Below are 22,843 nucleotides of genomic sequence, written 5' to 3' on the forward strand. Positions count from 1 at the left end.
AGCCGCATACTACTAGCGAAACCAATTAACCATCTTCCTCTCCAAATCTGATTACCGTAGCAGCCTGAGCCCATTCAGAATAACCAGAATTGTACTACCTTCATGACCTACCACACCCAGAGGCAATGCAACGTCTTGGAGGAAGTTACCAACAATTAAAGCCAGAATAACGGTGATGGCAAAAAACATATTCTGCTTCACCGTGCGCTGTGCTCGACGAGCCTGCCCAATCACCCAAGCGATCTCTTCAATGTTATCGTTCATAAGTACCGCATCAGCGACCTCCAGTGCAGTCCCGCTGCCGGACAATCCCATCCCCATACCCACAGTAGCTGCTGCAAGTGCCGGTGCATCATTGACACCATCCCCTACCATCAGCACAGGACCATACTGTTTGCGGAGTGCTTGTACCTGCTTCACCTTATCTCCAGGTAGCAAGTCTGCATAGACCATGTTTACTCCAGTTTCACACGCAATTACAGAAGCTGATCTGGCCCGATCACCTGTTAACATGGCAACTTTTACACCCATCGCTTCAAGCTTTTTCACTGCAGCGGCTGCCTGTGGCCGTACCATATCCCGCATCGCGATCAGCCCGACCAATTCACCATCAGCCATAACAACGGATACAGTTTTCCCCTCCCCCTCAAGACAGGAGCATACATCACCCCACTCAGAAGATACTTTCACAGGGTTAACATCATGTTCATCTGAATCATCAACGTTAGCGTCCTTTATCTTCTCTGACTGCAACGATTCCATTACATTTGTTTTGCCAATGCTCCAGACCACATCGGTTACCGTTCCTTCGATGCCCCAGCCTGTTAGAGCCTGTACGTGCTCTGCTTCCTGAAGTGTAATGTTTTCCTTGTTCGCCTGATCTACGATGGCACGAGCTAAAGGATGCATCGAGAGGTTCTCAATTGCCGCTACCGCAGCTAACAGCTGGGTACGATCTACATGTTCAGCCGTAATAATATCGGTGACTTGCGGGGTGCCCATGGTCAATGTACCTGTTTTGTCAAAAGCCACGACCCGCGTGCGAGCCATATTCTCCATATGGGCACCACCCTTGAAGAGAATACCACGGCGCGCACTGCTGGACATCGCGGACAAAATAACAGGCATGATGGAAGACACCAATGCACAAGGTGAAGCAACAACCAGAAACACCATCGCTTTATAAAATGCCTCATTCCATGTCCAGCCAAGCAGTAGTGGAGTTCCTGCAATCACAAGTAAAGTTACCCCTACAACAATACGTGCGTAAATTCCTTCAAACCGCTCCATAAAACGCTGGGAATCCGGCACTTCTGCCTGCGCTTCTTCCACCATTTTAATGATTTTGCCAAACAGTGACCCTTCAGCCGATTTTGTAACCTCTACGTATAATGCACCCTCCCCGTTTACCGTACCTGCATAGACTTCATCCCCCGCAACTTTGTCCACAGGCAGGGATTCTCCGGTGATGGATGACTGATTGATAAAAGAACTCCCACGGTACACCACGCCATCTGCTGGGATGAGTTCTCCCGGTTTGACCAACAGCAGATCACCCGGCTCCAGATCATCAATAGCCACGAGGTTCATCTGTCCATCCTCAATACGCAGTGCAGTCTCTGGCTTGAGCGCCAGTAAAGATGAGATATCCTTATGACTGCGCTCTGTCGCGTAACTTTCCAATGCACCACTGAGTGCAAAAATAAAGATCAGCATCGCGCCTTCATTCCAGTAACCGATGGCTGCTGCCCCAAGGGATGCGGCAATCATCAGCAGGTTTACATCCAGATCACGTTCCTTCACCAGTGTCTCGATGCCTTCCTTCGCTTTGGTCCAACCGCCAACGGCATACGCCACAATGTAGAGCATGATGGATAAGGTACCAAAATAAGGTGCAGTTCCCCAGGCAATCAGCATCAACAGCCCGCTGCCCAATGCAGATTGCATCTCTTTATTCTGCACCATGGCTCGAAAATCAGGCTTACGTCCCCGGTTTGGGCCTGGTGTTTGGGATAAGCGCTGTTCCGCTTGTTTCTGTCTGTGTAGTGGTTGATGTATCGCTTGCATATGAATCACGTTCCTTTCGAATGGTAGGTTTGCGGATGAAGAGTCTGCTAAATTCCGCTCCCAAAAATGAAGTTGTATTGAGAATGAGAGCCATTGTTAATGCCCTAAAAATGACACATGCTGCTGCGGGATTCCCGCAGCAGCATGGTTTTGTGAATGATTTTGACATAATCTCGAATGAGAATGATAATCATTTTTGCACTTATGCAATTGTGTTTACTCAATACAACTTTTAATCAGTATATGCCTGCGATCCACATTTGTAAATGGGCTTTTTTCGATGGATAGTCATACATGCGTGTTCAAAAAGACAAAAAGCCGCTGTCCCGGGGGACAACGGCTTTAACCATCTATTGATATTCATATGACCTGTTTATGGCATATCACTTAAGTGATTGTTTACACATCCACCCAAATGCCATTTACGCGCCTACACTTGCTCCCTGACTTGCTTTGATGGCTTGCTCCAGATCATAGATAATGTCTTGAATGTTCTCCGTACCCACAGAAAGACGAATCAACTCCGGATTAACGCCTGCTGCAGTTTGTTCATCTTCGGTCAACTGCGCGTGAGTTGTACTTGCCGGGTGAATAATCAGTGACTTGGAATCGCCCACGTTTGCAAGGTGAGAGAACAGTTTGACACTTTCAATCAACTTGCGACCCGCGTCCGCACCACCTTTGATTCCAAAGGTTAGAATCGCACCCTGCCCTCTTGGCAGATACTTCTGTGCAAGCTCATAAGAACCGTGGCTCGGTAGACCTGCATAACTTACCCAAGACACATCCTCATGTTTCTCAAGGAATTCTGCAACCGCAAGGGCGTTGCTACTATGACGCTCTACGCGCAGATGTAATGTCTCGAGTCCTTGCAGCAACAACCAGGAGTTGAATGGAGAGATCGTTGCACCCAGGTCACGCAGAAGTTGTACACGAGCTTTGATAATATAAGCAATCGGTCCAACCGCTTCCGTATATACTACACCGTTGTAACTGGAATCCGGCTCCGTCAATCCAGGGAACTTGCCACTTGCTTTCCAGTCAAATTTCCCGCTATCCACGATAACGCCACCAATGGATGTACCATGACCCCCAATAAATTTCGTCGCAGAGTGAACGACAATATCTGCGCCATGTTCGATTGGACGAAGCAGGTACGGACTTGGGAATGTATTATCCACGATCAAAGGAATTCCATGTTCATGAGCGATGGCTGCCACCGCTTCAATATCCAGTACATTCCCCTTTGGATTACCGATCGTTTCGGCATACAATGCTTTCGTTTTCTCCGTAATCGCAGCCCGGAAATTCTCAGGATCACTGGAATCCACAAATTTTACGTCCAGACCCAGTTTCGGCAAAGTCGTCGAGAACAGATTGTATGTACCTCCATACAAACTCGCCGAAGATACGATCTCATCGCCTGCACCAGCAATATTCAGAAGTGAAAACGTTATGGCTGCCTGACCAGAAGCTGTAGCCAGCGCTCCAGCTCCGCCTTCCAACGCCGCAATCCGTTGCTCAAACACGTCGGTTGTTGGATTCATCAGACGGGTATAAATGTTGCCAAACTCTTTCAAACCAAACAAGTTAGCTGCATGCTCGGTGTCCTTGAATCCATACGATGTTGTCTGATACAAGGGCACAGCTCGTGCGTTGGTGGTTGGATCAATCTCCTGGCCTGCATGAATTGCCAATGTTTCAAATGAAAGCTCACGTTCGTTTGACATAAATCTGAATCCTCCCTCAATATATACGTTCTTTAAGTTCCTGATGTCTTCGCATGGTGGCGTATGTTTTCCATATTCTCTCACAAGATGTCGCATTTGAAAAGACTTATTTCCGATTGTTCCGATAAGAAAAATTAAATATGTACATTATCGATTTCTGTACCAAAAAAAACCTTTGCACTCGCAAAGGTTTTTCAGCTACTTTGGCTTCGGTATGCAATACCTCATCCTGGGTTTGGTTAGACCCGAACTGCACTCCATACTTCACGCAAATGTTTGGCCGAAGGTACAGCTTCCTCCGCAGTTACGCCTTCAAGTGAAATATCGATATGTGGCTTATACGTTTTTAGCAATTCAAAAAATAACGGGTAGTCCAGTATACCTGCCCCAGGTACCGGATTGAATTTCTCTCCCTGTGCATCGAAGGCTACGTCCTTGGCATGGATCACAATCATGCGCTGATACAGCGATTCCATCACCTCGCGCAAGAAAGCCCCTTGATCTGCAGCATGTGGTTGCTTGATCAGATTACACGGGTCGAACAGCATCCCCAGATTGGATGAAGGAATCTCTTCAAACAAACGTGTCATATGTTCATGGGTATGAAGAGTATGGGTGGACACAGGCTCAATCGCCGCATGCACGCCCCACTTCTCCGCTTCCTCAGCCAACTCCTCAACCGTTTCTTTCAGCACACTCCACGCCTTCTCTTCATATCCATCCGGGTGCGTACCCTGATAGGTGGTCCGTTCTCCGGTTTCCGTTGCAACCATACTGCAGCCAAAATCCCGCGCATAACGCAGATGCTCCTTGAATCGATCAATGTCCGCACGTCGTCTTACCGGATCAGGGTCAATCGGATTAATATAACAGCCCAGTACCGCAATCTTCACCCCGCGCTGTGCAAATTGATCTCCGATTTCATTCGCTAGCCCTGGGCTCAGCTTGCCATTCGATGAGTCCACATCGGATAATGCTTTGGCCAGCGCCAGCTGTACGGAATTAAATCCGTTATCCGCAATCGTCTGCGCAAGCTGTGCTGTAGGCTGTTTGCCAAATGTATGCGCCAGAATACCAAGTTTCATCTCACTGCCTCCTTATGCTAATCCGATTATCAAGTGATTAACGTGCCATCCAGCCGCCATCGACATTCAGCACATGACCATTCAGATAATCCGAAGCGGCAGATGCCAGAAAGACAACCGGGCCTTTCAGATCTTCAGGTGTTCCCCAACGCCCAGCAGGAATACGGGCTGTAATATCCCGGTAACGATTCTCGTCCGCACGGATCTGGGTAGTATTATCGGTTTCCATATAACCAGGTGCGATACCGTTAATCTGGATTCCTTTACCTGCCCATTCATTGGCGAGTGCTTTGGTTAAACCGGCAACGCCATGTTTACTGGCTGTATACCCTGGCACGTTGATCCCACCTTGATAGGACAACATGGATGCAATATTAATGATTTTGCCACTTCCGCGTTCAATCATATGTCTGCCTGCCAATTGGCTTAGGAAAAATACAGTGTTCAGGTTCAGACCAATTACATCATGCCAGTCCTGAACTGCATGATCAGCCGCAGGTGTGCGACGAATGATTCCGGCATTGTTGACGAGAATGTCAATTCTGCCCTGGAACGCAAGCGCCTGTTCGAACACAGCCGACAACTCATCTTCACGACTTAAATCCGCTTCAATCACATAAGCTTTGCGTCCGAGTGCTTCAATGGCACTTGCCGTTGCCGCAGGCTTGGAATAAGAGACCAGCACCACATCAGCACCTGCTTCTGCCAAACCAATGGCCATCCCTTGTCCAAGTCCTCCCGAGGTACCTGTCACCAGTGCAACTTGTCCGCTTAAATCAAATGGGTTCATGAATGATTCCTCCGCATGGTTTTGATATGCAATTCTTAGATCCGTCCGTTCTTTAATCCCATGAATGATGAATGAGGTTAACTTTGATAATCCACTGTGACACCGCTCTGCTCGTATAAGGTAGCCGTCTCTTCATCCAAACGACTATCGCTGATAATGTAGTCCAGTTGCGAACACTGGGCGAAAGTTCGCAGTGCAAATTGTCCGAATTTATAATGATCCACAACGCCGTATACTTGCTGCGAGGCAGATATCATTGCTTTTTTCAAAGGAACCAGATCTCCCGTGTATATGGATAATCCAAATTCCGGATGAAGGGCTGTGGTGGATATAAAGGCTTTATGAATGTTAAGACTGGATATAAACGCAGCCGTATCATCCCCAACCAGCATATTCCGTACACGAGCCCCGCCAGGCACAACCAGTCGCACTTGCTCCTTTTTGGTCAACTCCGCAATAATGAACAGGTCATTGGTCACCACCGTCAGCGGTTGATTATCGAGACGTTTGGCCATCTCCAGCGTAGTGCTGCCACCATCGAGGGCAACGATATCTCCAGGTCGAATGTAAGCAAGGGCACGTTCAGCAATCTCCGTCTTCTCCGAATGATGCTTCTCGGTAACTCCGCGGCTATTCAAGATGCCATACTGGTCATTCTGAGCCAGCATAGCACCACCATGGACACGTACGAGCAGTCCCATACTCTCCAACTTGTCGAGATCCTCTCGCACAGTCTTCCCCGTCACCTGCAACAACTCACTCAGATCACTGACGGTTACTTCCTGGCGTTCCAGCAGAGCCTCCATAATTTTTTCATGTCTTTTCAATGGATTCATCATAATCAACTTCCTATACCACCTGAGTTAAATGAATGAGTGTTCTAGTGTCTACCCTGTCCATTTAACTCAGACATCTGTAATTTATTATTTCAGGTCTTTCATCGCTACGCCGTCCATATCTTCGAACGTCTGGTTCTCACCAGCCATCGCCCAACAGAAGGTGTAATTGCTTGTACCCACACCACTGTGAATGGACCAGCTTGGGGAAATGATCGCCTGGCGATCACGTACAACCAGATGGCGTGTTTCGTTTGGCTCACCCATCATATGGAATACAACACCGTCTTCAGGCAAGTTCCAGTACAAGTATACTTCGGAACGGCGGTTATGGGTATGTGCAGGCATCGTGTTCCACATGTTACCCTTGTTGAGTTCGGTAATGCCCATCACCAACTGACAACTCTGAATTCCGCCTTCTCCTTGGTGAATGTAACGATAGATCGTACGCTCATTGGAAGTTTCGATGCTGCCCAGATGATTTGGCTGAGCTTGTTCTTGTGTTGCTTTTACCGTTGGATAGGTGTGATGAGCCGGTGTGGATACAAAATAGAATTGGGCAGGTTGAGCCTTGTCACTGCTTGTGAACACAACTTCCTTCACACCTCTACCGATGTAGAGACATTCCTTCGCTCCAATCTCATAACCTTGTCCGTCCGCTGTCACTGTTCCGTGACCACCGACATTAATGATACCGATTTCACGACGCTCCAGGAAAAAGTTCGTTCCGATATCTTTCAGGTTCACTTCAAGGGTAATGTCCTTGCTCTCAGGTACAGCCGTTCCCACAATATAACGATCCACATGAGAATACACCGTTACCAATTCATCGGTTGCAAACAGTTGCTCCATCAAAAATTCCTCACGCAGGCGAGATGTATCATACGTTTTCACTTCATTGGGATGTGCAGCATAACGATTTTCCATTATTAATCCATTCCTTTCGTCATTTAAATTAGTTGGGATTGAGTTTGATAATGTTCATATAAGTTCATTTTAGTTCATTATGTATCTTTTGTGTACCTTTATTTTCGAAAAAGTAATTTATGTGATAAAACATTTATGATTCTAACTGCCTTCGATATAATACAAGACATGGTCAGTCAAAGGAGAGATGCAAGTTATGGATTACCAATCGTGGATCGGAGTACCTACTCCTCCCAAGAAAATGGTTATTACCGCAGATCAGATTGTCCAGTTCATACAAGGCTTTCCAGAAGAATTTCGTCCCGACGCAAGATCCATTCCTCTCACCTTTCCGATGATATGGTGGCAACAGACACACTTACCCTGGATGGAGCTTCCTGGGAAAATTATGATCCATGGCCAACAATCGTTTACATACGAACGTAAATTGAAGTATGATGCAGCTTTATTTTACAGGATTGAACTTGCAAACGTACGCGAAACAACTGGATCTTTGGGGAAGATCCAGCTCCTTGATTGTACAATGAAGGTTACGAACGTCATGAAACAACCCGTACTCGTTGCTAACACCACATTAATACTTCTAGACTCTCCAGCGTTGCAGCCTTCGTACTCCGAACTCGAGCCTGTGTATCCGCAATATCCCTCGGAGATTTATTATCAATGGGATGGGAAACACCGTCTCTCACCTGGTGAACTCCTGTTCGACGCTTGTCTTGGAACCATAACCAGTGCTATGCTCATCGCCTATGCAGCCGCATCGAACGATAACAACCCAATTCATCTGGATGTTCTCAAAGCACATGAAGCAGGTGCACCTCGCCGAATTGCACAAGGTATGCTTATCGGTGGCATGATTGGAAACCGACTACAAATGCTGTGGTTGGATAACTGGATTCTATGCGATATAAAATACCGATTTCGCTCACCCGTGATGGAAGGGGACGTCGTCCGTGTCCTCGTGAGTGTCATCAACACGGATAACCTCTCCCATCTGGCATGCAGTATCACAGTCTATATTGAACATCGAGCGGGTGTTCCTTCTAACTTGCTAGCCTATGAAGGATCCGTTCGTTACACGGCCCGTTAATCCCACTCTCCAATTCGGACATGACCCTTAAGCAGATTGCGGGAAATAATCATGCGTTGAATCTCGTCTGTGCCCTCGAAGATTCTCCATACTCGCATTTCCCGATACCAACGCTCGATCGGCAAGTCCTTCGAATATCCGATTCCACCAAAAATCTGAAGGACCCGATCCACAATATCGTTTGCTCTACCTGCACCGTACAACTTGGACATCGTTGCATGATGTCTTGCATCCAGCCCCTGATCCACCCTCCAAGCAGTATATAATACCAGCCATTTCAGAGCCTCCAGCTCAACCGCAGAGTCGGCAATCATCCATTGGATGCTCTGCCGACTTGCCAACGGCTCTCCAAATGTCGACCTTTCTTTAACGTAATCAATGGCCATATGGATCAGCCTGCCAGATGCACCCACAGCAATAGCCGGAATCACCCAACGCCCTCGACTGATCCACTGCATCGCTGTTGTTAACCCCTGCCCCTCTTCACCGAGCACATTTCCGTTTGGCACGAACACTTGGTTAAACGTAAGTACAGAAGGGCTTTTATCCCCACCCATCGTAGGAATCGGCTCTGACGTCCACCCCATGTCCCGGTCCACCAGAAAGCAAGTGATCCCTTTGCCCGGCTCTGCCTGGACATCAGTCACTGCAAAAACAATTGCAAAATCCGCCTCGTTTCCGTTTGTGATAAATACTTTCTCTCCATTGAGTACCCAACCATCCGCTACACGCTCAGCACTCATCTGAATTCGACTTGCATCGGAACCTGCCGAACGCTCCGTTATTGCAAAACAGGACTGTCTCTCGCCCGCAATAACGGGAAGCAAATACTTGTTCTGTTGTGCCTTGTTGCAAAGGTACAGAATATTGTCCGCTTCCCCCCCGAAGACAAACGGAATACACGTGCGTCCTAGCTCCATTTTCAGGAGTGCACTAGTGACCGTCCCAAGATTTGCTCCCCCATACTCTTCTGGTGTCTCAATACCCCATAGGCCCTGTGTTTTCGCCTTTTGTTGAAGCTCTCTAATCTGTCTAAGTTCGATTCCGGGTCTTCCCTCACGCTCGTTACGCAATAATTCAGGTTCCAACGGAATCAGTAGCTCGTCCACAAAATGGCGTGCGGCGGATTGAATCTGCTTCTGTTGCTCTGTCAATTCAAAATTCATGTCAACCTCCCGTATAAAATGTCATCATTTGGGGCCAGAACAGCTGATCCATGATCACTTGAAAATTTCATGTTTCACAATTCCCCTGACTGCATACTGATGGTACAAGTCAATTAACTGATCTTCCGAAGGATGCTTATAATACAAAACATCAAATTTCTCGTTAATACATTGGCACAAGATATCCAGGTCCGATGATGGTGTCTTATCTATAACCAACACTTCTCTATGGGCAGCTTCTGCCGAAATGGTCTGGATCAGTTCTGGGCCCTCGGCATAGACAACAATGATGCTGACAGGTAATCGATCCCCCTCGTAACCCTGATGTGCTCTTACAACCTTCTCAAAGCGAATATAACAATCCCACCATGATTTTCTAATCTCTGGGTCAAAAAATTCCTTTAAGATGTTTTGCGCCTGTACTTCAAACATCGGATGACATTCGAGGAAATAATCTAGATTCGTTTTCCAACCATCATAACGATTCTCATCAAACTCGGAAGGGTGAAAGATATGGAAGGTTAACGCTTTTTTGTTCAATACGAACGTTCCTCCAGCCTGTTGCAGACGATAGCCAAGCTCACTGTCTTCCAACCCCCATCCCTTGAACCCTTCGTCAAACATACCCGATCGGATCAGTACTTCTCTTGTTACCGAGAAATTGCAGCTGAAAGACAGATGCCACGCTGTGCGGAATGCGCTTCCATTTTCCGAAAAACGTTCCATGAGCTGAAATCGTTCATCTGCTTCTGATGATGTAATAGCAGTATGCACCCATCCCGAATTTAACGACGTTATATCGATGCTCTCTTCACCCAAATATCTTCGAAACCCTATGACAAGTTTCCCCTCGGCTAGCTTGTGCACTCTCAAATGTTCATAGATAAAGTCCGGTCCGGCGAGTTGATCTCCATCAAGGAACACGATCACATCTCCATTCGAGATAGTAATCCCCTTGTTTCGTGCCGCTGCCCGACTTGATTGCTCCGTAGAAGGAATGTAATTATATCGTATAGGAAAATCATACGTAAGCCTGCCGATCATCTCGCCCGTGCCGTCTATAGACCCGTTATCGATAACTACAACTTCGTATTGATCGCCTTCACACAAACGCTGTCTCGATAAGGAAGACAAACAGGCCTGAATCACTTCTTTCTGATTATGCGATAGAATAATTACACTAGCTTTCATACGTATCTCCTCCCACATGCCGGACTACCTCTTTATTTGCGTTTGGCACCAATAATAATACAAATCCCAGGAAGGCAAGTGCTGCCGAACAGGCAATCACTATTTTAAAACCAAAATAATTTCCGACTGCTCCGGCTAGTAATCCACCACCCATGGAACCAATGATGTTTGCATTGTTGTACAACGTTGTGGCCGTACCTGTCATTTTAGGAACCAAATCCTGAAAAAAAGTCATTCCAACTCCAAGTACAATCGCGATAAAAATGGCACTGAATATCTGGATAGCAATGATCTGCCATCCCGATTGGGTAAACCAAAATAGTGAAAAATAGGCGACTCCAAACAATCCCGCGCATTTCATAACTGTGATACTACCAAACCTTTTGGCCAGTATTCCCAAAATGATCATGGTGGGAACCTGCAAGGCTGCGTTAACTCCCGAGATCATGCCAACGTCCAACTTCCCGCCTTGTAACTCTTGCGTAACATATAAGGGAGTTACAATGCCCCCCATCGTATTAGCCAACTCAAATGCCATGAAAGCAAGTAATGAAAATACAATCTGCGGTGCCATCAGCAGGCGCTTGAAGCTACGTACTGAGTCAGATGATAATTCCGTTCCGCCCCCCGGTTCCCGACTCTCGTGTACTCGAATCATCAGTACAAATACGGCAACGAGCATGTACATCAACGAAACAACCAGAAACAGGCCTGTGTACGAGAACTGGTAGATTATAAAAGACGCCATTACAGGACCAAGAATCCAGGCCAGAGACACCAGAGCTCGCAATACAGCCATAACAACGGTGACATCTTCACTCGCCTCCCTCTCGACCACTTCTCTCGCAAGAGCAAATAATTGCGGAAAGGCCGAGAATGACAAGGCCATGAAAGTACAGGAAACCAGCATTAACACAATATAACTGTCCGTATTTGCATAGAATACATAGCCTACAGAAGCAGATACACATGATCCAACAATGATCCACTTGCGCACAGGCTTTTTATCGGACAATCGACTAAACAGCGTACTAATGATAATGCCGCTTAACGATCCACACGCCATAAAGATCCCTAATGATAAGGGGCTCATTCCAGCCCGTTCTACTCCGAATAATGGCATGAATGGTAGCGTTAATCCGTATCCCAAACCAATAAAAAAAATGCATACGGATAATAAAAGTAAGGCCGGGCTTCTCAGGACAACCAAAAGACTTTTCAATAGAACCTTGCCCCCTCTTTACAACAACCGACGAATGAGTTCAGCTGCACGCTCGGCTCCTCCGTACTGCGAAGTACAGACGTTTTCCTTCAGCGCCATAGCCTTATCCATGTCTCCATTAGTCATCATCGCGTTAACAGTCTCAGCTAGAGCGGATCCCGTAACCTCATCTGGGGACATTACTCTGCCACCGCCAACGTCCTGTAACTGCTTGGCGTTAAACTCACGTTCTGCCCAGGTCGGAATGACCAACGACGGCGTGCCTGTTAAGATCGTCGTCATGCAACTTCCATGTCCGCCATGGTGAATCATCACATCGCTATGCTCGGCTGCCATAACTCCCGATACATATGAGGTGAAGTGTACATTAGGGGGAACTTCCACGCTGTCCCCTTCCAATGGATTAAAACCAGTAGCAATCAAAAGCTCCGTCGAAGTGTTACCGAGTGCTCTAACGGCTTCCCTGAAAATATGACCACCACTCTCCACACCCCATTCCACGAGACGACTTGTGTACACAAATACACGTGGCCTCCTGTCGTTGTCTGATTTCTTCAACCAGTTCGCAGGCATTCCTGTCTCATTTGTATCTCTCCATACCACGGGACCGATATATTCAATTGGAACGGGCAGCTTCCCGATCTGTACCGGATCAAAATCCGGTATGCTCGGAAGAAGGGCAAGATTACCCGCCAGAAATGTGAGAAGGTTGTCCGTTTCAGGCAGACCATACTCAACCAACGCTCCGTTCAATACATTCGTGACATCTGGTATGTCTCCATATAATCCATAATTCGTTGTAAAAGGAAGACCACCTGGAAGTGTGCTGGACTGATTCATAGAAACGAGAGGAATGTCCAGCTTACAGGCAATGAACGCTGCGGGGACACTCGAATCGGAAATAACAAGGTCCGGTTTAAAACCGATGGTTACCCGCAGACGAGCTTCAAGCTCATTTCGCATGTAAACAGGGTCCGAGTACCCCATCATGGACAAAAAGTGATTCATATCCTTGAAGTTTGGGTGGAAAACCTGTCCCTTGGGAGCAGGAATAACTGGAATCGGAATATAGGTAAAACCCATCTGTTCCATCGCGACCCCGGCATTTCCCCAGATTGTGAACGCCACCTCATGTCCCATCTCTCGTAACTTTAGTGCTATGGGAAGACAACGATTCACTCTCCCCATCCCGGCCATCATCCCAATAAAAATGCGTTTTTTCTTCAACGAAATTCCCTCCATCAATTCGTATATTTCGGAAATAGTTCTACACTTTCACGTAGGCTGACAACACTTGCTCAAAGAGTTCGCCTGCTTCCCAACCGTTCTCCCTACTGGATTGGGTGGCAACTATACGGTGCTCTGGAGGGGACCACACACCGATCTTTCCACCATTAACAGAGAAGATCTGACCGGTAACCTTACGGCAACGCGGCAGACATAAGGAAAGCATCAATTCGGCCACATCTTCCGTTGAACCTACTTTCCAGTACTCGGGAAACGACTCACCTTTCATTTCAGCGGTCTGCTTCGCCCGTTCGATATAGGGCATTGTCATGTCAGTACGCGCTGCGGGAGAAACTGCATTCACATTAATACCATAAGATTCAAGTTCCAGCGAAAGTGTCCACGTCATGCCTATCAGTCCGGCTTTGGCAGCACTATAATTTAATTGTCCGATCATTCCGGTCAAGCCCGCCACGGAGATCATATTAATAATGCTGCCTTCCCTTCGTTCCCTCATGCCCGGCAGAGCGGACCGGATACAAGCAAAGGCTCCCTTAAGATGCGAATTCAATACAAGATCCCACTCGGTTTCACTCATTTTATGGGCCATCTTATCGTGAACAACTCCGGCGTTGTTCACCAGGATATCAACTTTGCCGAATTCGCGAAGACCCTCCGATATGATGCGTTCACCACCGGCCATGCTTGCGACGGATTCAACGACCCCAATAGCGGTCCCTCCCTGATTCCGAATCAACTGAACAACGTCCCATACCCCACCTTCTTGTACACCGTTGACAACTATCTTGGCTCCTTCTTGTGCCATACGTATTGCGGTTGCACGCCCAATTCCGCGGCTGGAACCCGTAATGACTGCTACCTGTCCCTCTAACAACAACGGCTGTTTCCTCCTATTCGCACTTCTCCCACAATGATGCAAGCCCGATCCCGCCACCAATACCCAGTGTTGTGATTCCCCGAGCCCCCTTTATATGCCTCATCTCGTTGAATAGGCGTGTAACCAGGATGGCTCCCGATGCACCGAACGGGTGTCCAAGCGCCAGTGCCCCGCCCCCCACATTAACAATGTGAGTTGGAATATGCAGTTGTCTTAAAGAGGCCAGAACTTGTGAAGCGAACGCTTCATTGAATTCCACAAGATCAATGTCTTCCATTGCCAAACGATTTCGGCTGAGCAACTTGGTAACGGCAGGAACCGGACCGATACCCAAGTAGTTCGGGTCAACGCCCACTGCCACACTGTCGATAAATTTCATTAGTGGTGTAAGTCCTAACGATAATGCTTTTCCCATTGACATGATTAAAACGATAGCGGCTCCATCATTCAATGGACATGCATTACCAGCCGTCACTGTACCATCCTGTTCGAAAACAGATGGCAATGCTGCAAGCTTCGTAAGTGTTGTATTCGCCCGAGGACATTCGTCTGTATGAATGATTCTGAATTGCTTACCCTCCGGGATAGACAATGGAACGATTTCGTTGTCGAAACGCCGGCTTTGTATTGAAGCAATCGCTTTCCTATGACTGGAAAGCGCATATTCGTCCTGGTCCATTCGAGTCACACCGTACTTCTTAGCGACGTTGTTAGCCGCCTTCCCCATATCCGGATCTCCGATCCATTCCGGAGAGAATCGTGTGCGAGTGATTACTTGAGGTACTACACTCCCGTACAGAGACAAGGGTTTCTCCAATCTCCAGGGTGCACGACTTGTGCTTTCGACACCACCAGCCAGGTACACTTCCCCGGCACCTGATTGAATCAGCCTCGCTGCTAAATGAATGGCTTCAAGACCAGATCCGCATTGACGATCAATCGTCACGCCAGGGACCTCTACTGGGAGTTTGGCTTGTAACGCGGATAACCTGGCGATGTTACCTCCCCCGCCTACTGCATTCCCCAATAGAACATCATCAATGTCACCGGGAGGGATGGGAATTTCGCTTAAAATGGCCTGAATGACTTCTGCAGCCAGTATCTCCGGCGGTGTCTCCTTAAACATCCCCCCGTATTTGCCGATTGCAGTTCGCTTCGCGGAAAGAATAACAGGAATCAACATATTGTTCATATCTTTATTTTCAGTAACTCGTTCAGTTTTGTTCGCGAAATCTTTCCACTCGTTGTATAGGGGAAGGCATCCACCCGTATAATTTCCTTTGGACACTTGTAGGTAGCAAGCTCACGACGGCACAATGATACAATCTCATCATCACTAACCTCGCTACCCATTCTGAGCTTGATAAGTGCAGTCACCTTTTGGCCCCAGTATACATCGGGTACACCTACAACGATGACCTCCTCAATGCCTTCCAATGTTAACAACAGCTTCTCGATTTCCTCCGGATATATATTAAGCCCTCCGCTAATAATCATGTTTTTCTTTCGACCAACCAGATATAAATAGCCTTCGGAATCTCGTGTTGCAAGGTCTCCCACAGTTGCCCATTCACCATGTACAACTTGGCTGGTTTCTTCCTCGGAACCATAATATCCGGCAAAGATCATCGGGCTCTTCACAAACAATTGTCCTACTGCGCCTTCGGTTACTTCCGTACTATCCGCTTCACGAATGGATACCTGCACACCGGCAAACGGTTTACCGATTGAATCAGGTTTATACCGATTTCCTTCCGGATCAAGTACTGTGACAAAGCTTAGCTCGGAGGCACCATAAAATTCATACAAACCTGCATTTTCAAATACCTCTGTCACCTTCCGTTTGGATTCTGGCGACCATTTATCACCTGACGTAATGAGAGATCTGACAGATGGCAGCGCAATAACTGAATCAGAAGCCATGAACGCTTTGTAGAGTGCTTCAAACATCGTAGGTACAAGATAAAGATGTGTAACCGCATGTGTTGCTAACGTCTCCAATACGTATTCCGCTCGGAATTTGCTTGTTAGATGGAATGTCCCGCCAATATACAAAGTTTGAATGCACGCATATAACGTAAGTGAATAGACCAAAGAGCCCGGCGCCAATACATGGTCTCCTGCATCATGCACGAATGTTTCACGCGCATATGCAAAGCTCTCGATCCATGAACGCTGAGAACGGAGATAGCCTTTCGGTCGTCCGGTCGTCCCGGAGGTATATCCCATGTAGAACAGGCTATCTTCAGTTGAGGATCGCTGTGGTTCGGCTTCTTCCCTTCTGAGAGAACGAGGTTCACCTGTATCCACAGTAATCACCCTTGTTGACGATGGAATATGAGGTATTCTGGCTTTGAACTCCACATCTATGACAAGCACACGAGGTTCACATTCATTAATAACCTCCGTCAGATTTGCATCGCTCCACTTGGGATCAAATACAGCAGCACACATTCCAAATTTGGTGGCTGCAAGAAAGTATTCGATCATCACGGCACTATTGTTCATCAGCAGGCCGACAAGAGGAAGTTCATCGGCTTCGAAATCTTCCTCAGTAGCCAGAATTGTATTTGCTGCCAGCTTTATTCCATGGTATAGCTCGGCGTACGAAATCTGCCGGGCATCATCAAAGATGGCAGTTTTCTCAGGATTCTGGGAAGCATGCATGCGTATCGCATCAGCCAGTAACATCATTTCACCTTCCTTACTGTATTAACTAAGGGGGTAGCCGGGAGCACTATCTCACCTGTTTTAACCAGATACAACCCTTTGTCCGATACACGAATATGCGGCAAATGTGAAGCTGTCAGAAATAAAAGAGAATACAGAGGATCACCAAATCGGTAACCGTGGACACGCATTTTCTCATTGAAATGATCCACACTAGCGCCGATTGATGCCACGCTCTCCAAGCTCATAGCTCCACTGAGAGGAAGAGGAATGTACAGTTGCTCCCCATCCACGAAATATACTAATATTCCTTCCCCGCGAACTTCCAACTCCTGAGATGCTTCGCGCATGACAGACAGAGATCGCCCAAGTAAAAGTGTATCGTTCGAAGCGTTGTAAGTACTTGCTAATGCCTTGATCCCACACGCTAAACCTTTGATTCGGGTGTTAATCACCCAACTTCCGTTAACATCCAGTAATGTCATCCAGTTCTCATCCGTTTCCAATTCCGCTCGGGGATCAAAATGGTACGATTGGGTGATGACATCGTTCACCAATTCAATACCGATGTCGGTTCGAGTTTCCATCTGGTCCAGCCTCAGGTTAACGATCGTTCGACGAGACCGAAAAGTGGAGCGCAACCAAGTTTGTCTCTCTGCTTCATCTGGCTCTACTACTCGCCTTTGATTTTGGACCACCCACTCACCTCGTTGCAGGACATGCAGTGGATCAGGTTCATTTATGGAGGTTAAGACGTTCAAACAAGCCAGTCTGCCTGGTGCAATCCCGCCTAAGTCTTCATCCAGACCGTAATATACTGCCGGATTTAAGGTAGCAAGACGATAGGCATCCGCTACAGATATTCCCGTCTCCATACAGATCTTGATCATGCTGGCACAGCTCGTCCTCTCCACATAGTTTGGTGACGGGCCATCGCTAGTAAGCATCATTCGGTTCATATTGAACCGGGAATCACCTTTCATCCCTTTAAGGAGGTGTGGCAAATCAGGACGAATAGATGAGTATCGAAGAGAGGCGTATAGCCCCGCTTTTAATCGTCTAAGTACATCTTCGGCATGGAGAGCTTCGTGGTCAGCTGTGATGCCCGCTGCAGCCATAGTACTTATTTTTTCATAAGATACGCCCGGCAAATGTCCTTCCGCCCTCATCCCATGATGAGCCTTCGTTAGATAAAGTTGCTCTACCAATACTTCGTCGTTCGCCAGCAGTTTGGGCCATTCGGTCAGCTCCCCGCTCTGTATCACAAGGTTATGTTGTAGCCACTTGTCCATAGTCATTGGATCAGCTCGATCAGGACGGTCAATGTTACACCACCATAGGAACATATGGTGACTTGTCTCCTCCAGCTTCTCAATGAATGACAAAGCTTCAGTTCCTAGAAACGTTAACAAAGACAGATTATCATTAATGGACAAGACCGTACCCTTCTGTAACAGAGCTTCTCCCCATGTATAAGGATTGTACATTTGGCATGGGTGTGCATGAGGTTCAATATATCCTGGAACAACAACATGATCTTTCTCCAATTCAATGACCTGGGTCTGGTCTGAAGTGGGTAGTTCCTTGGCTCCAACGTAGGCAATACGACTTCCGGACAGATAGATATTCGCTTGTTCAACTTCCCCTGTGTATACGTTCAAGTAAGATGCCTGTCTAAACCACATTGTCGCAGGCTGATCACCTTTAGATACTGATATGAGTTTGTGATATTCATGTAGATTTGTCGGGTAAATCCTCATAGCTTACCTCACTTTCGTAATGCCAACAAAAGTGCGAAACAAAAAATGGATATGATCAGCACTTGATAGTCGAGCTTTTTGAAAGCTAACGTTCTCAGTTGCGTTCGATTCATGCCTGGGCTATATCCGCGTGCCTCAACGGCCAGTGAAGCGCTTTCGGCTTTCTGGAAAGCTAACAGAAGGATAGGGACTACAATTGGGATAAAACTTTGCAGACGACGAACGATATTACCGGAATTAAAACGAACACCTCTTGCCCGCTGTGCCTTCATCACGTTGTCGGTTTCATTCAACAGGATTGGAATAAAGCGGATCGTCCACGAGATCATCAACGCAAATTCCTGTGTAGGAACACCCAACCGCTTGGCAGGCTTCAACAGATCTTCAATAGCCTGTGCGAGATCACCCAGCTTTGTCGTAAGTGTCAACAATGAAGCGATGACGAGAAGAAGAATGATGCGAATGGCTATATTACCTGCTTTAATGACACCCTCCTCGTAGATCGAAAACACTCCCGCTTCAAGCCATAGCTCCCCCCCTTGTGTCAGAAAAATGTGAAACACAGATGTGACAATGACTATTAGCCAAACAGGTTTCAATCCTCTAACAATATAGGAGGGTGGTATTTGCGATATAGTGACTACACACACCACAAACACCGCAGACAATACGTATGAAAGCCATGAGTTCAACAGCATGACAGACAACATGAACAGGAACGCGATGACGAGTTTAGCTCTTGGATCAAGCCGGTGAATGATGGAGTTTCTGTGGACATACTGACCAATGATAAAGGATTGAGATAAGGACATAACTACAATTCCTTCCTCTGAAAAAAATCAGCAATATATGACAAAATCCATTCTTTCTTTACCGACTCCAGCTGCAATTCAACGTTCAATTTTACATTTATGGCTTCCACGAGCTGGAGCGCTTTAGGCAGCTTTAATCCCATATCTTTCAACTCAACTTGATATTCAGTGAACAATTGGAGCGGAGTCGTATGTCTTTGCACTTGACCACGTTCAAATATAATCACTTCTTCGGCGTACTCGGCAACAGTCTCCATATCGTGCGTCACCATAATGATCGTACTCCCCTGTTCCTGCTGCCAGGAACAAAAGAGTTCCATCAGCTGCTCTTTCCCTTCCGAATCCAACCCTACGGTTGGCTCGTCGAGAATAAGTACCTCCGGGTTCATCGCTATCACACTTGCAATTGCCACTCTCCGCTTCTCTCCGCCACTTAATTCAAACGGTGATCTATTGCAGAAAGATTCGTCCAGACCTACCATGTGTAATGCATCCAAGCATGTACTACGAACTTTTTCAGCTGACCAGCCCAAGTTCTTGGGACCAAAGGATATGTCTTTTATTACCGTATCCTCGAATAATTGATGCTCCGGAAATTGGAATACAATACCCACTTTATCGTAGAGAACGTGCGTTTTCTTTCGATCGGTTGTCATTCGAAAATCCCCTATATCAACTGTTCCATTTGTAGGTTGCAGAAGCCCATTGAGCAGCTGTACAAAAGTTGACTTGCCAGATCCCGTTTTTCCCACAACAGCAAAAATGCGATTATCGCCCATGGTGAGTGTAATGTTGCTCAATACGTTGTTCTCCAGTGGTGTTCCAACATGATACGAGAAGTTCACTTCTTTTAGTGTAATTTGCATAAATCATCCACCAAATCTTCCAGAGTGAGTGCCGAAGAAGAGTGTAGCCCCTTCCGGTTCAGTGCCTCTCTTGCCTCGACAATAAAAGGAGCCGTTATCCCGGGAAAACGCCAGTATTCGCCCTGAAACAAGGCCTCGGGCGATCCATCATAACAAATGTCACCCTGATCAAGTACAATAACCCTCGAAGATGCTGCAATCTCCTCTAAGTCATGCGTAATTGTTACAATCGTAATTCCTTGTTTATGCAACTCTCCCATCAGCAATGCAATCTGATCTTTGCCTTCCGGGTCGAGCATTGAGGTAGATTCATCAAAAACAATAACTTCTGGTCCCATAGCGAGAACTCCCGCAATAGCGATACGCTGTTTTTGCCCTCCTGATAACGAATATACATCAGAATTATAATAATTCAGCATCCCCACTTGGCTCAATGCCTCTGTTACATGACGCTCGATATCTTCAGTAGGGACACAAACGTTTTGCAGGCCAAAGGCGATATCTTCAAACACTGTAGATGCTACAATTTGATTCTCTGGATTTTGAAAGATCATTCCAATTCTCTGACGAATGATACTTAAATCATTTTCATTGGATGTCACATAATCATTAAAAGTTACTTGGCCTGTGGTTGGAAGGAGTAACCCGTTCATTAACCTAGCTATGGTGGATTTCCCTGCTCCATTCCTTCCAGCAAACGCCACATATTCACCAGAACCAATATGAAGGTTAATATCGTTTAACATTGTTGCTCGGTTTGCATAACCAAACGTTACATTGGAAAAATGAATCACTGTAGTACCTCCATCACCTGGGCGCGATTTACTTGTACAGAAGTCTTTAAGAATGTGCAGTCTCTGAATATCATAATGTTAGACCCCCGGAGTCTGCCTTTTCGTATCCTGGATCATTGTAGGACTTACCTTGAGGATTCTAACAGCAATAAGTGAAGCAAGCACTGCTTTGAGCAAGTCGCCTGGAATGAAAACAAGGTTGCCTATGATAGCCTGTGTAATTGGTACATCCGTTATAAAGGACAGGAATGGAATACCCACTGCATACACAACAAGGATTCCGCCCACGATGTTGCTCAGTAGAAAGTTCCAAAATTTAATGCCTGCAACGGATGTACGTTGAACTAACAACCCAATCACAAAAGCAGCAATCGGATAACTGAGAACATACCCGCCTGTAGGTCCAACCAGAACACCCAAGCCCCCTCTGCCACCGGACAACAATGGAGCTCCTAAACCAATCAGAACAACAAAGAGTAAGAGACTTATCCCTCCCAATCGAGCACCAAGGATACTGCCTGCCAGCATTACGCCCAGCGTTTGGACTGTAATTGGCACAGGTATAAATGGTAGTGGAATCGGCGGTAACAGTCCAAGTACTGCAATAACGGCTGCCATAATCGCAGTAAACATCATATCTTTAATCTTCACAACAAGGCCCCCAATATGAATTAGTTGTTAATTACGCATTCTTTATGTTGAGTTTTCCAAGTCTTATGTATTACTGTATTAAGAGAACCTTCCCCTCGATACCCGATTCAGCCGCTGCAATAGCCTGTTGTACATTCGTTAGTTCATACGTCGTCCCAATGTTTGCCATGACCAGCCTCCCTGCTCTGACCAGCTCCATCACCTCATGAAATACCTGTTCCCAGCGTTCTTGTGAACAGCGTTCCACCCAATGTTTTAACCAGAAAAGTTTCACATGAACTTGTGTTCCCCGGGTTACTTCATGCCATAATGGTGTGATCCCCGAAAGCAATCCTACGCTGATGACCGTCCCATTTGGCTTAAGGCAACTCACCAACTGTTCCCCATCTGTCCCTCCAATACAATCCACGGCTGCATCTGCACCGTAGCCCTCTGTTAATTCCGTGATTCTAGCCTGTAGCAACTCTTTCGTTGTACTGATAACAGAAGCTGCTCCAAGACGATACAGTTCAGCAGTATGACGATCATCTCTCGTAAGCGCAATCAATTTAAATCCATAGATTTTTGAGATCTGTGCAAAGATTCGCCCGATTGCAGATCCCCCTGCATTCACAATCAGGGTATCACCATACGTAAGCTTAAGCACCTCTGTACAGATCAACCAAGCCGTAACCGGATTAATATAGAGCTGACTTGCTGAGTGATCATCGATATCATTCGGCACAATGATTGTATGTCGCTCCAAAGTCTTCACGACGTCCTGCCAAGTATTCTCGCCTTTTAGTGGCAAGACACGACGCCCCAACATTTGATTGGATACTCCCGATCCTACTGCTTCTACTATCCCCATACCCTCAAACCCGGGAACAGCTGGTAATCGGGTACGATGCGGGTAAGCTCCTCGAACAGGAATAATATCGGAGGGATTAATAGGCCGAGCATACATCCTCACTGCTAATTCACCGGGGCCAGGGGGTATCACATCTTTTTCTTCCATACATAACACTTCACTTGGTTCGCCAAAACGATAATAACGGATTACCCTTGCTTTCATTAGTACA

At 46.7% G+C, this 22,843-nt stretch carries 20 protein-coding genes; 1 reads left to right on the forward strand and 19 read right to left on the reverse strand.

Going from position 1 to position 22,843, the window contains the following annotated elements; translation table 11 throughout:
• Nucleotides 1–51 precede the first annotated feature (51 nt).
• The 6 genes from MHI55_RS26680 to kduI all read right to left on the reverse strand — a co-directional run bounded on the left by MHI55_RS26680 (nt 52) and on the right by kduI (nt 7,435).
• Nucleotides 52–2,067 (reverse strand): heavy metal translocating P-type ATPase, encoded by a 2,016-nt coding sequence (locus tag MHI55_RS26680; protein ID WP_340387596.1) that lies wholly within the window; start codon nt 2,065–2,067, stop codon nt 52–54.
• Between the two features lie 422 nt (nt 2,068–2,489).
• Nucleotides 2,490–3,797, reverse strand: coding sequence for a homocysteine synthase (locus MHI55_RS26685; protein WP_036606925.1), 1,308 nt, complete (start codon nt 3,795–3,797; stop codon nt 2,490–2,492).
• A 239-nt stretch (nt 3,798–4,036) separates the two neighbouring features.
• Nucleotides 4,037–4,882 carry a sugar phosphate isomerase/epimerase gene (locus MHI55_RS26690; RefSeq protein ID WP_340387598.1) on the reverse strand — a complete coding sequence of 282 codons (846 nt, stop codon included), beginning with the start codon at nt 4,880–4,882 and terminating at the stop codon, nt 4,037–4,039.
• A gap of 37 nt (nt 4,883–4,919) precedes the next feature.
• Nucleotides 4,920–5,672 (reverse strand): 2-dehydro-3-deoxy-D-gluconate 5-dehydrogenase KduD, encoded by a 753-nt coding sequence (gene kduD, locus MHI55_RS26695; protein ID WP_036606921.1) that lies wholly within the window; start codon nt 5,670–5,672, stop codon nt 4,920–4,922.
• 77 nt (nt 5,673–5,749) lie between these two features.
• Nucleotides 5,750–6,508, reverse strand: a complete 759-nt coding sequence (locus MHI55_RS26700) for a DeoR/GlpR family DNA-binding transcription regulator (RefSeq protein ID WP_340390651.1) — start codon at nt 6,506–6,508, stop codon at nt 5,750–5,752.
• A gap of 87 nt (nt 6,509–6,595) precedes the next feature.
• Complete coding sequence (gene kduI, locus MHI55_RS26705) at nt 6,596–7,435, reverse strand: 5-dehydro-4-deoxy-D-glucuronate isomerase (protein WP_036668043.1); 840 nt, start codon at nt 7,433–7,435, stop codon at nt 6,596–6,598.
• 196 nt (nt 7,436–7,631) lie between these two features.
• On the opposite strand from kduI, the gene MHI55_RS26710 reads away from it, so the two are divergent.
• Nucleotides 7,632–8,525 (forward strand): MaoC/PaaZ C-terminal domain-containing protein, encoded by an 894-nt coding sequence (locus MHI55_RS26710; RefSeq protein WP_340387600.1) that lies wholly within the window; start codon nt 7,632–7,634, stop codon nt 8,523–8,525.
• Here MHI55_RS26710 and MHI55_RS26715 read toward each other — a convergent pair.
• The 13 genes from MHI55_RS26715 to MHI55_RS26775 form a co-directional block, all read right to left on the reverse strand.
• Nucleotides 8,522–9,691 carry an acyl-CoA dehydrogenase family protein gene (locus MHI55_RS26715; protein ID WP_340387602.1) on the reverse strand — a complete coding sequence of 390 codons (1,170 nt, stop codon included), beginning with the start codon at nt 9,689–9,691 and terminating at the stop codon, nt 8,522–8,524. The two genes, MHI55_RS26710 and MHI55_RS26715, sit on opposite strands and share 4 nt — an antisense overlap.
• Before the next feature lie 54 nt (nt 9,692–9,745).
• On the reverse strand, nt 9,746–10,882 hold the full coding sequence (locus tag MHI55_RS26720; RefSeq protein ID WP_339185695.1) for a glycosyltransferase: 1,137 nt from the start codon (nt 10,880–10,882) through the stop codon (nt 9,746–9,748).
• Complete coding sequence (locus tag MHI55_RS26725; RefSeq protein ID WP_340387604.1) at nt 10,872–12,104, reverse strand: sugar efflux transporter; 1,233 nt, start codon at nt 12,102–12,104, stop codon at nt 10,872–10,874. Before MHI55_RS26725 ends, MHI55_RS26720 begins: the two co-directional genes overlap by 11 nt.
• 18 nt (nt 12,105–12,122) lie before the next feature.
• Nucleotides 12,123–13,331 (reverse strand): nucleotide disphospho-sugar-binding domain-containing protein, encoded by a 1,209-nt coding sequence (locus MHI55_RS26730; RefSeq protein WP_340387607.1) that lies wholly within the window; start codon nt 13,329–13,331, stop codon nt 12,123–12,125.
• 40 nt (nt 13,332–13,371) lie between these two features.
• Nucleotides 13,372–14,229 carry an SDR family NAD(P)-dependent oxidoreductase gene (locus tag MHI55_RS26735; protein ID WP_051449543.1) on the reverse strand — a complete coding sequence of 286 codons (858 nt, stop codon included), beginning with the start codon at nt 14,227–14,229 and terminating at the stop codon, nt 13,372–13,374.
• Between the two features lie 13 nt (nt 14,230–14,242).
• Complete coding sequence (locus MHI55_RS26740) at nt 14,243–15,421, reverse strand: thiolase family protein (RefSeq protein ID WP_340387609.1); 1,179 nt, start codon at nt 15,419–15,421, stop codon at nt 14,243–14,245.
• The gene (locus MHI55_RS26745) at nt 15,418–16,923 is read right to left on the reverse strand and encodes an AMP-binding protein (RefSeq protein WP_340387611.1); all 1,506 of its coding nucleotides are present in this window, start codon (nt 16,921–16,923) and stop codon (nt 15,418–15,420) included. The genes MHI55_RS26740 and MHI55_RS26745 overlap by 4 nt, the downstream gene beginning before the upstream one ends.
• Nucleotides 16,920–18,560: an adenine deaminase C-terminal domain-containing protein gene (locus MHI55_RS26750; RefSeq protein WP_340387614.1), complete on the reverse strand. Its 1,641-nt coding sequence runs from the start codon at nt 18,558–18,560 to the stop codon at nt 16,920–16,922. Before MHI55_RS26750 ends, MHI55_RS26745 begins: the two co-directional genes overlap by 4 nt.
• Before the next feature lie 107 nt (nt 18,561–18,667).
• Nucleotides 18,668–19,471, reverse strand: a complete 804-nt coding sequence (locus MHI55_RS26755) for an energy-coupling factor transporter transmembrane component T (protein ID WP_340387616.1) — start codon at nt 19,469–19,471, stop codon at nt 18,668–18,670.
• 2 nt (nt 19,472–19,473) lie between these two features.
• A complete protein-coding gene (locus MHI55_RS26760; RefSeq protein WP_340387618.1) occupies nt 19,474–20,337 on the reverse strand; it encodes an energy-coupling factor transporter ATPase in 864 nt (287 codons plus the stop codon).
• Nucleotides 20,322–21,131: an energy-coupling factor transporter ATPase gene (locus MHI55_RS26765; protein WP_340387620.1), complete on the reverse strand. Its 810-nt coding sequence runs from the start codon at nt 21,129–21,131 to the stop codon at nt 20,322–20,324. Before MHI55_RS26765 ends, MHI55_RS26760 begins: the two co-directional genes overlap by 16 nt.
• Nucleotides 21,132–21,209: 78 nt before the next feature.
• Nucleotides 21,210–21,782, reverse strand: a complete 573-nt coding sequence (locus tag MHI55_RS26770; protein WP_340018540.1) for a biotin transporter BioY — start codon at nt 21,780–21,782, stop codon at nt 21,210–21,212.
• Between the two features lie 70 nt (nt 21,783–21,852).
• Entirely contained in the window at nt 21,853–22,836 is a 984-nt protein-coding gene (locus tag MHI55_RS26775; RefSeq protein WP_340387622.1) for a zinc-dependent alcohol dehydrogenase family protein, read from the reverse strand.
• Between the last annotated feature and the right edge of the window lie 7 nt (nt 22,837–22,843).

Origin of the sequence: Paenibacillus sp. FSL E2-0151, assembly GCF_037993015.1 — a bacterium.
Taxonomy (GTDB): Bacteria; Bacillota; Bacilli; order Paenibacillales; family Paenibacillaceae; genus Paenibacillus; species Paenibacillus amylolyticus.

Bases quoted from the DNA above. Each gene is read 5' to 3' on its own strand.
- kduD (WP_036606921.1), bottom strand. From the start codon at position 5,672: ATGAACCCATTTGATTTAAGCGGACAAGTTGCACTGGTGACAGGTACC.
- kduI (WP_036668043.1), bottom strand. From the start codon at position 7,435: ATGGAAAATCGTTATGCTGCACATCCCAATGAAGTGAAAACGTATGAT.
- MHI55_RS26715 (WP_340387602.1), bottom strand. From the start codon at position 9,691: ATGAATTTTGAATTGACAGAGCAACAGAAGCAGATTCAATCCGCCGCA.
- MHI55_RS26680 (WP_340387596.1), bottom strand. From the start codon at position 2,067: ATGCAAGCGATACATCAACCACTACACAGACAGAAACAAGCGGAACAG.
- MHI55_RS26710 (WP_340387600.1), top strand. From the start codon at position 7,632: ATGGATTACCAATCGTGGATCGGAGTACCTACTCCTCCCAAGAAAATG.
- MHI55_RS26740 (WP_340387609.1), bottom strand. From the start codon at position 15,421: ATGAACAATATGTTGATTCCTGTTATTCTTTCCGCGAAGCGAACTGCA.
- MHI55_RS26690 (WP_340387598.1), bottom strand. From the start codon at position 4,882: ATGAAACTTGGTATTCTGGCGCATACATTTGGCAAACAGCCTACAGCA.
- MHI55_RS26755 (WP_340387616.1), bottom strand. From the start codon at position 19,471: ATGTCCTTATCTCAATCCTTTATCATTGGTCAGTATGTCCACAGAAAC.
- MHI55_RS26685 (WP_036606925.1), bottom strand. From the start codon at position 3,797: ATGTCAAACGAACGTGAGCTTTCATTTGAAACATTGGCAATTCATGCA.
- MHI55_RS26720 (WP_339185695.1), bottom strand. From the start codon at position 10,882: ATGAAAGCTAGTGTAATTATTCTATCGCATAATCAGAAAGAAGTGATT.
- MHI55_RS26745 (WP_340387611.1), bottom strand. From the start codon at position 16,923: ATGATGTTACTGGCTGATGCGATACGCATGCATGCTTCCCAGAATCCT.
- MHI55_RS26700 (WP_340390651.1), bottom strand. From the start codon at position 6,508: ATGAATCCATTGAAAAGACATGAAAAAATTATGGAGGCTCTGCTGGAA.
- MHI55_RS26760 (WP_340387618.1), bottom strand. From the start codon at position 20,337: ATGCAAATTACACTAAAAGAAGTGAACTTCTCGTATCATGTTGGAACA.
- MHI55_RS26775 (WP_340387622.1), bottom strand. From the start codon at position 22,836: ATGAAAGCAAGGGTAATCCGTTATTATCGTTTTGGCGAACCAAGTGAA.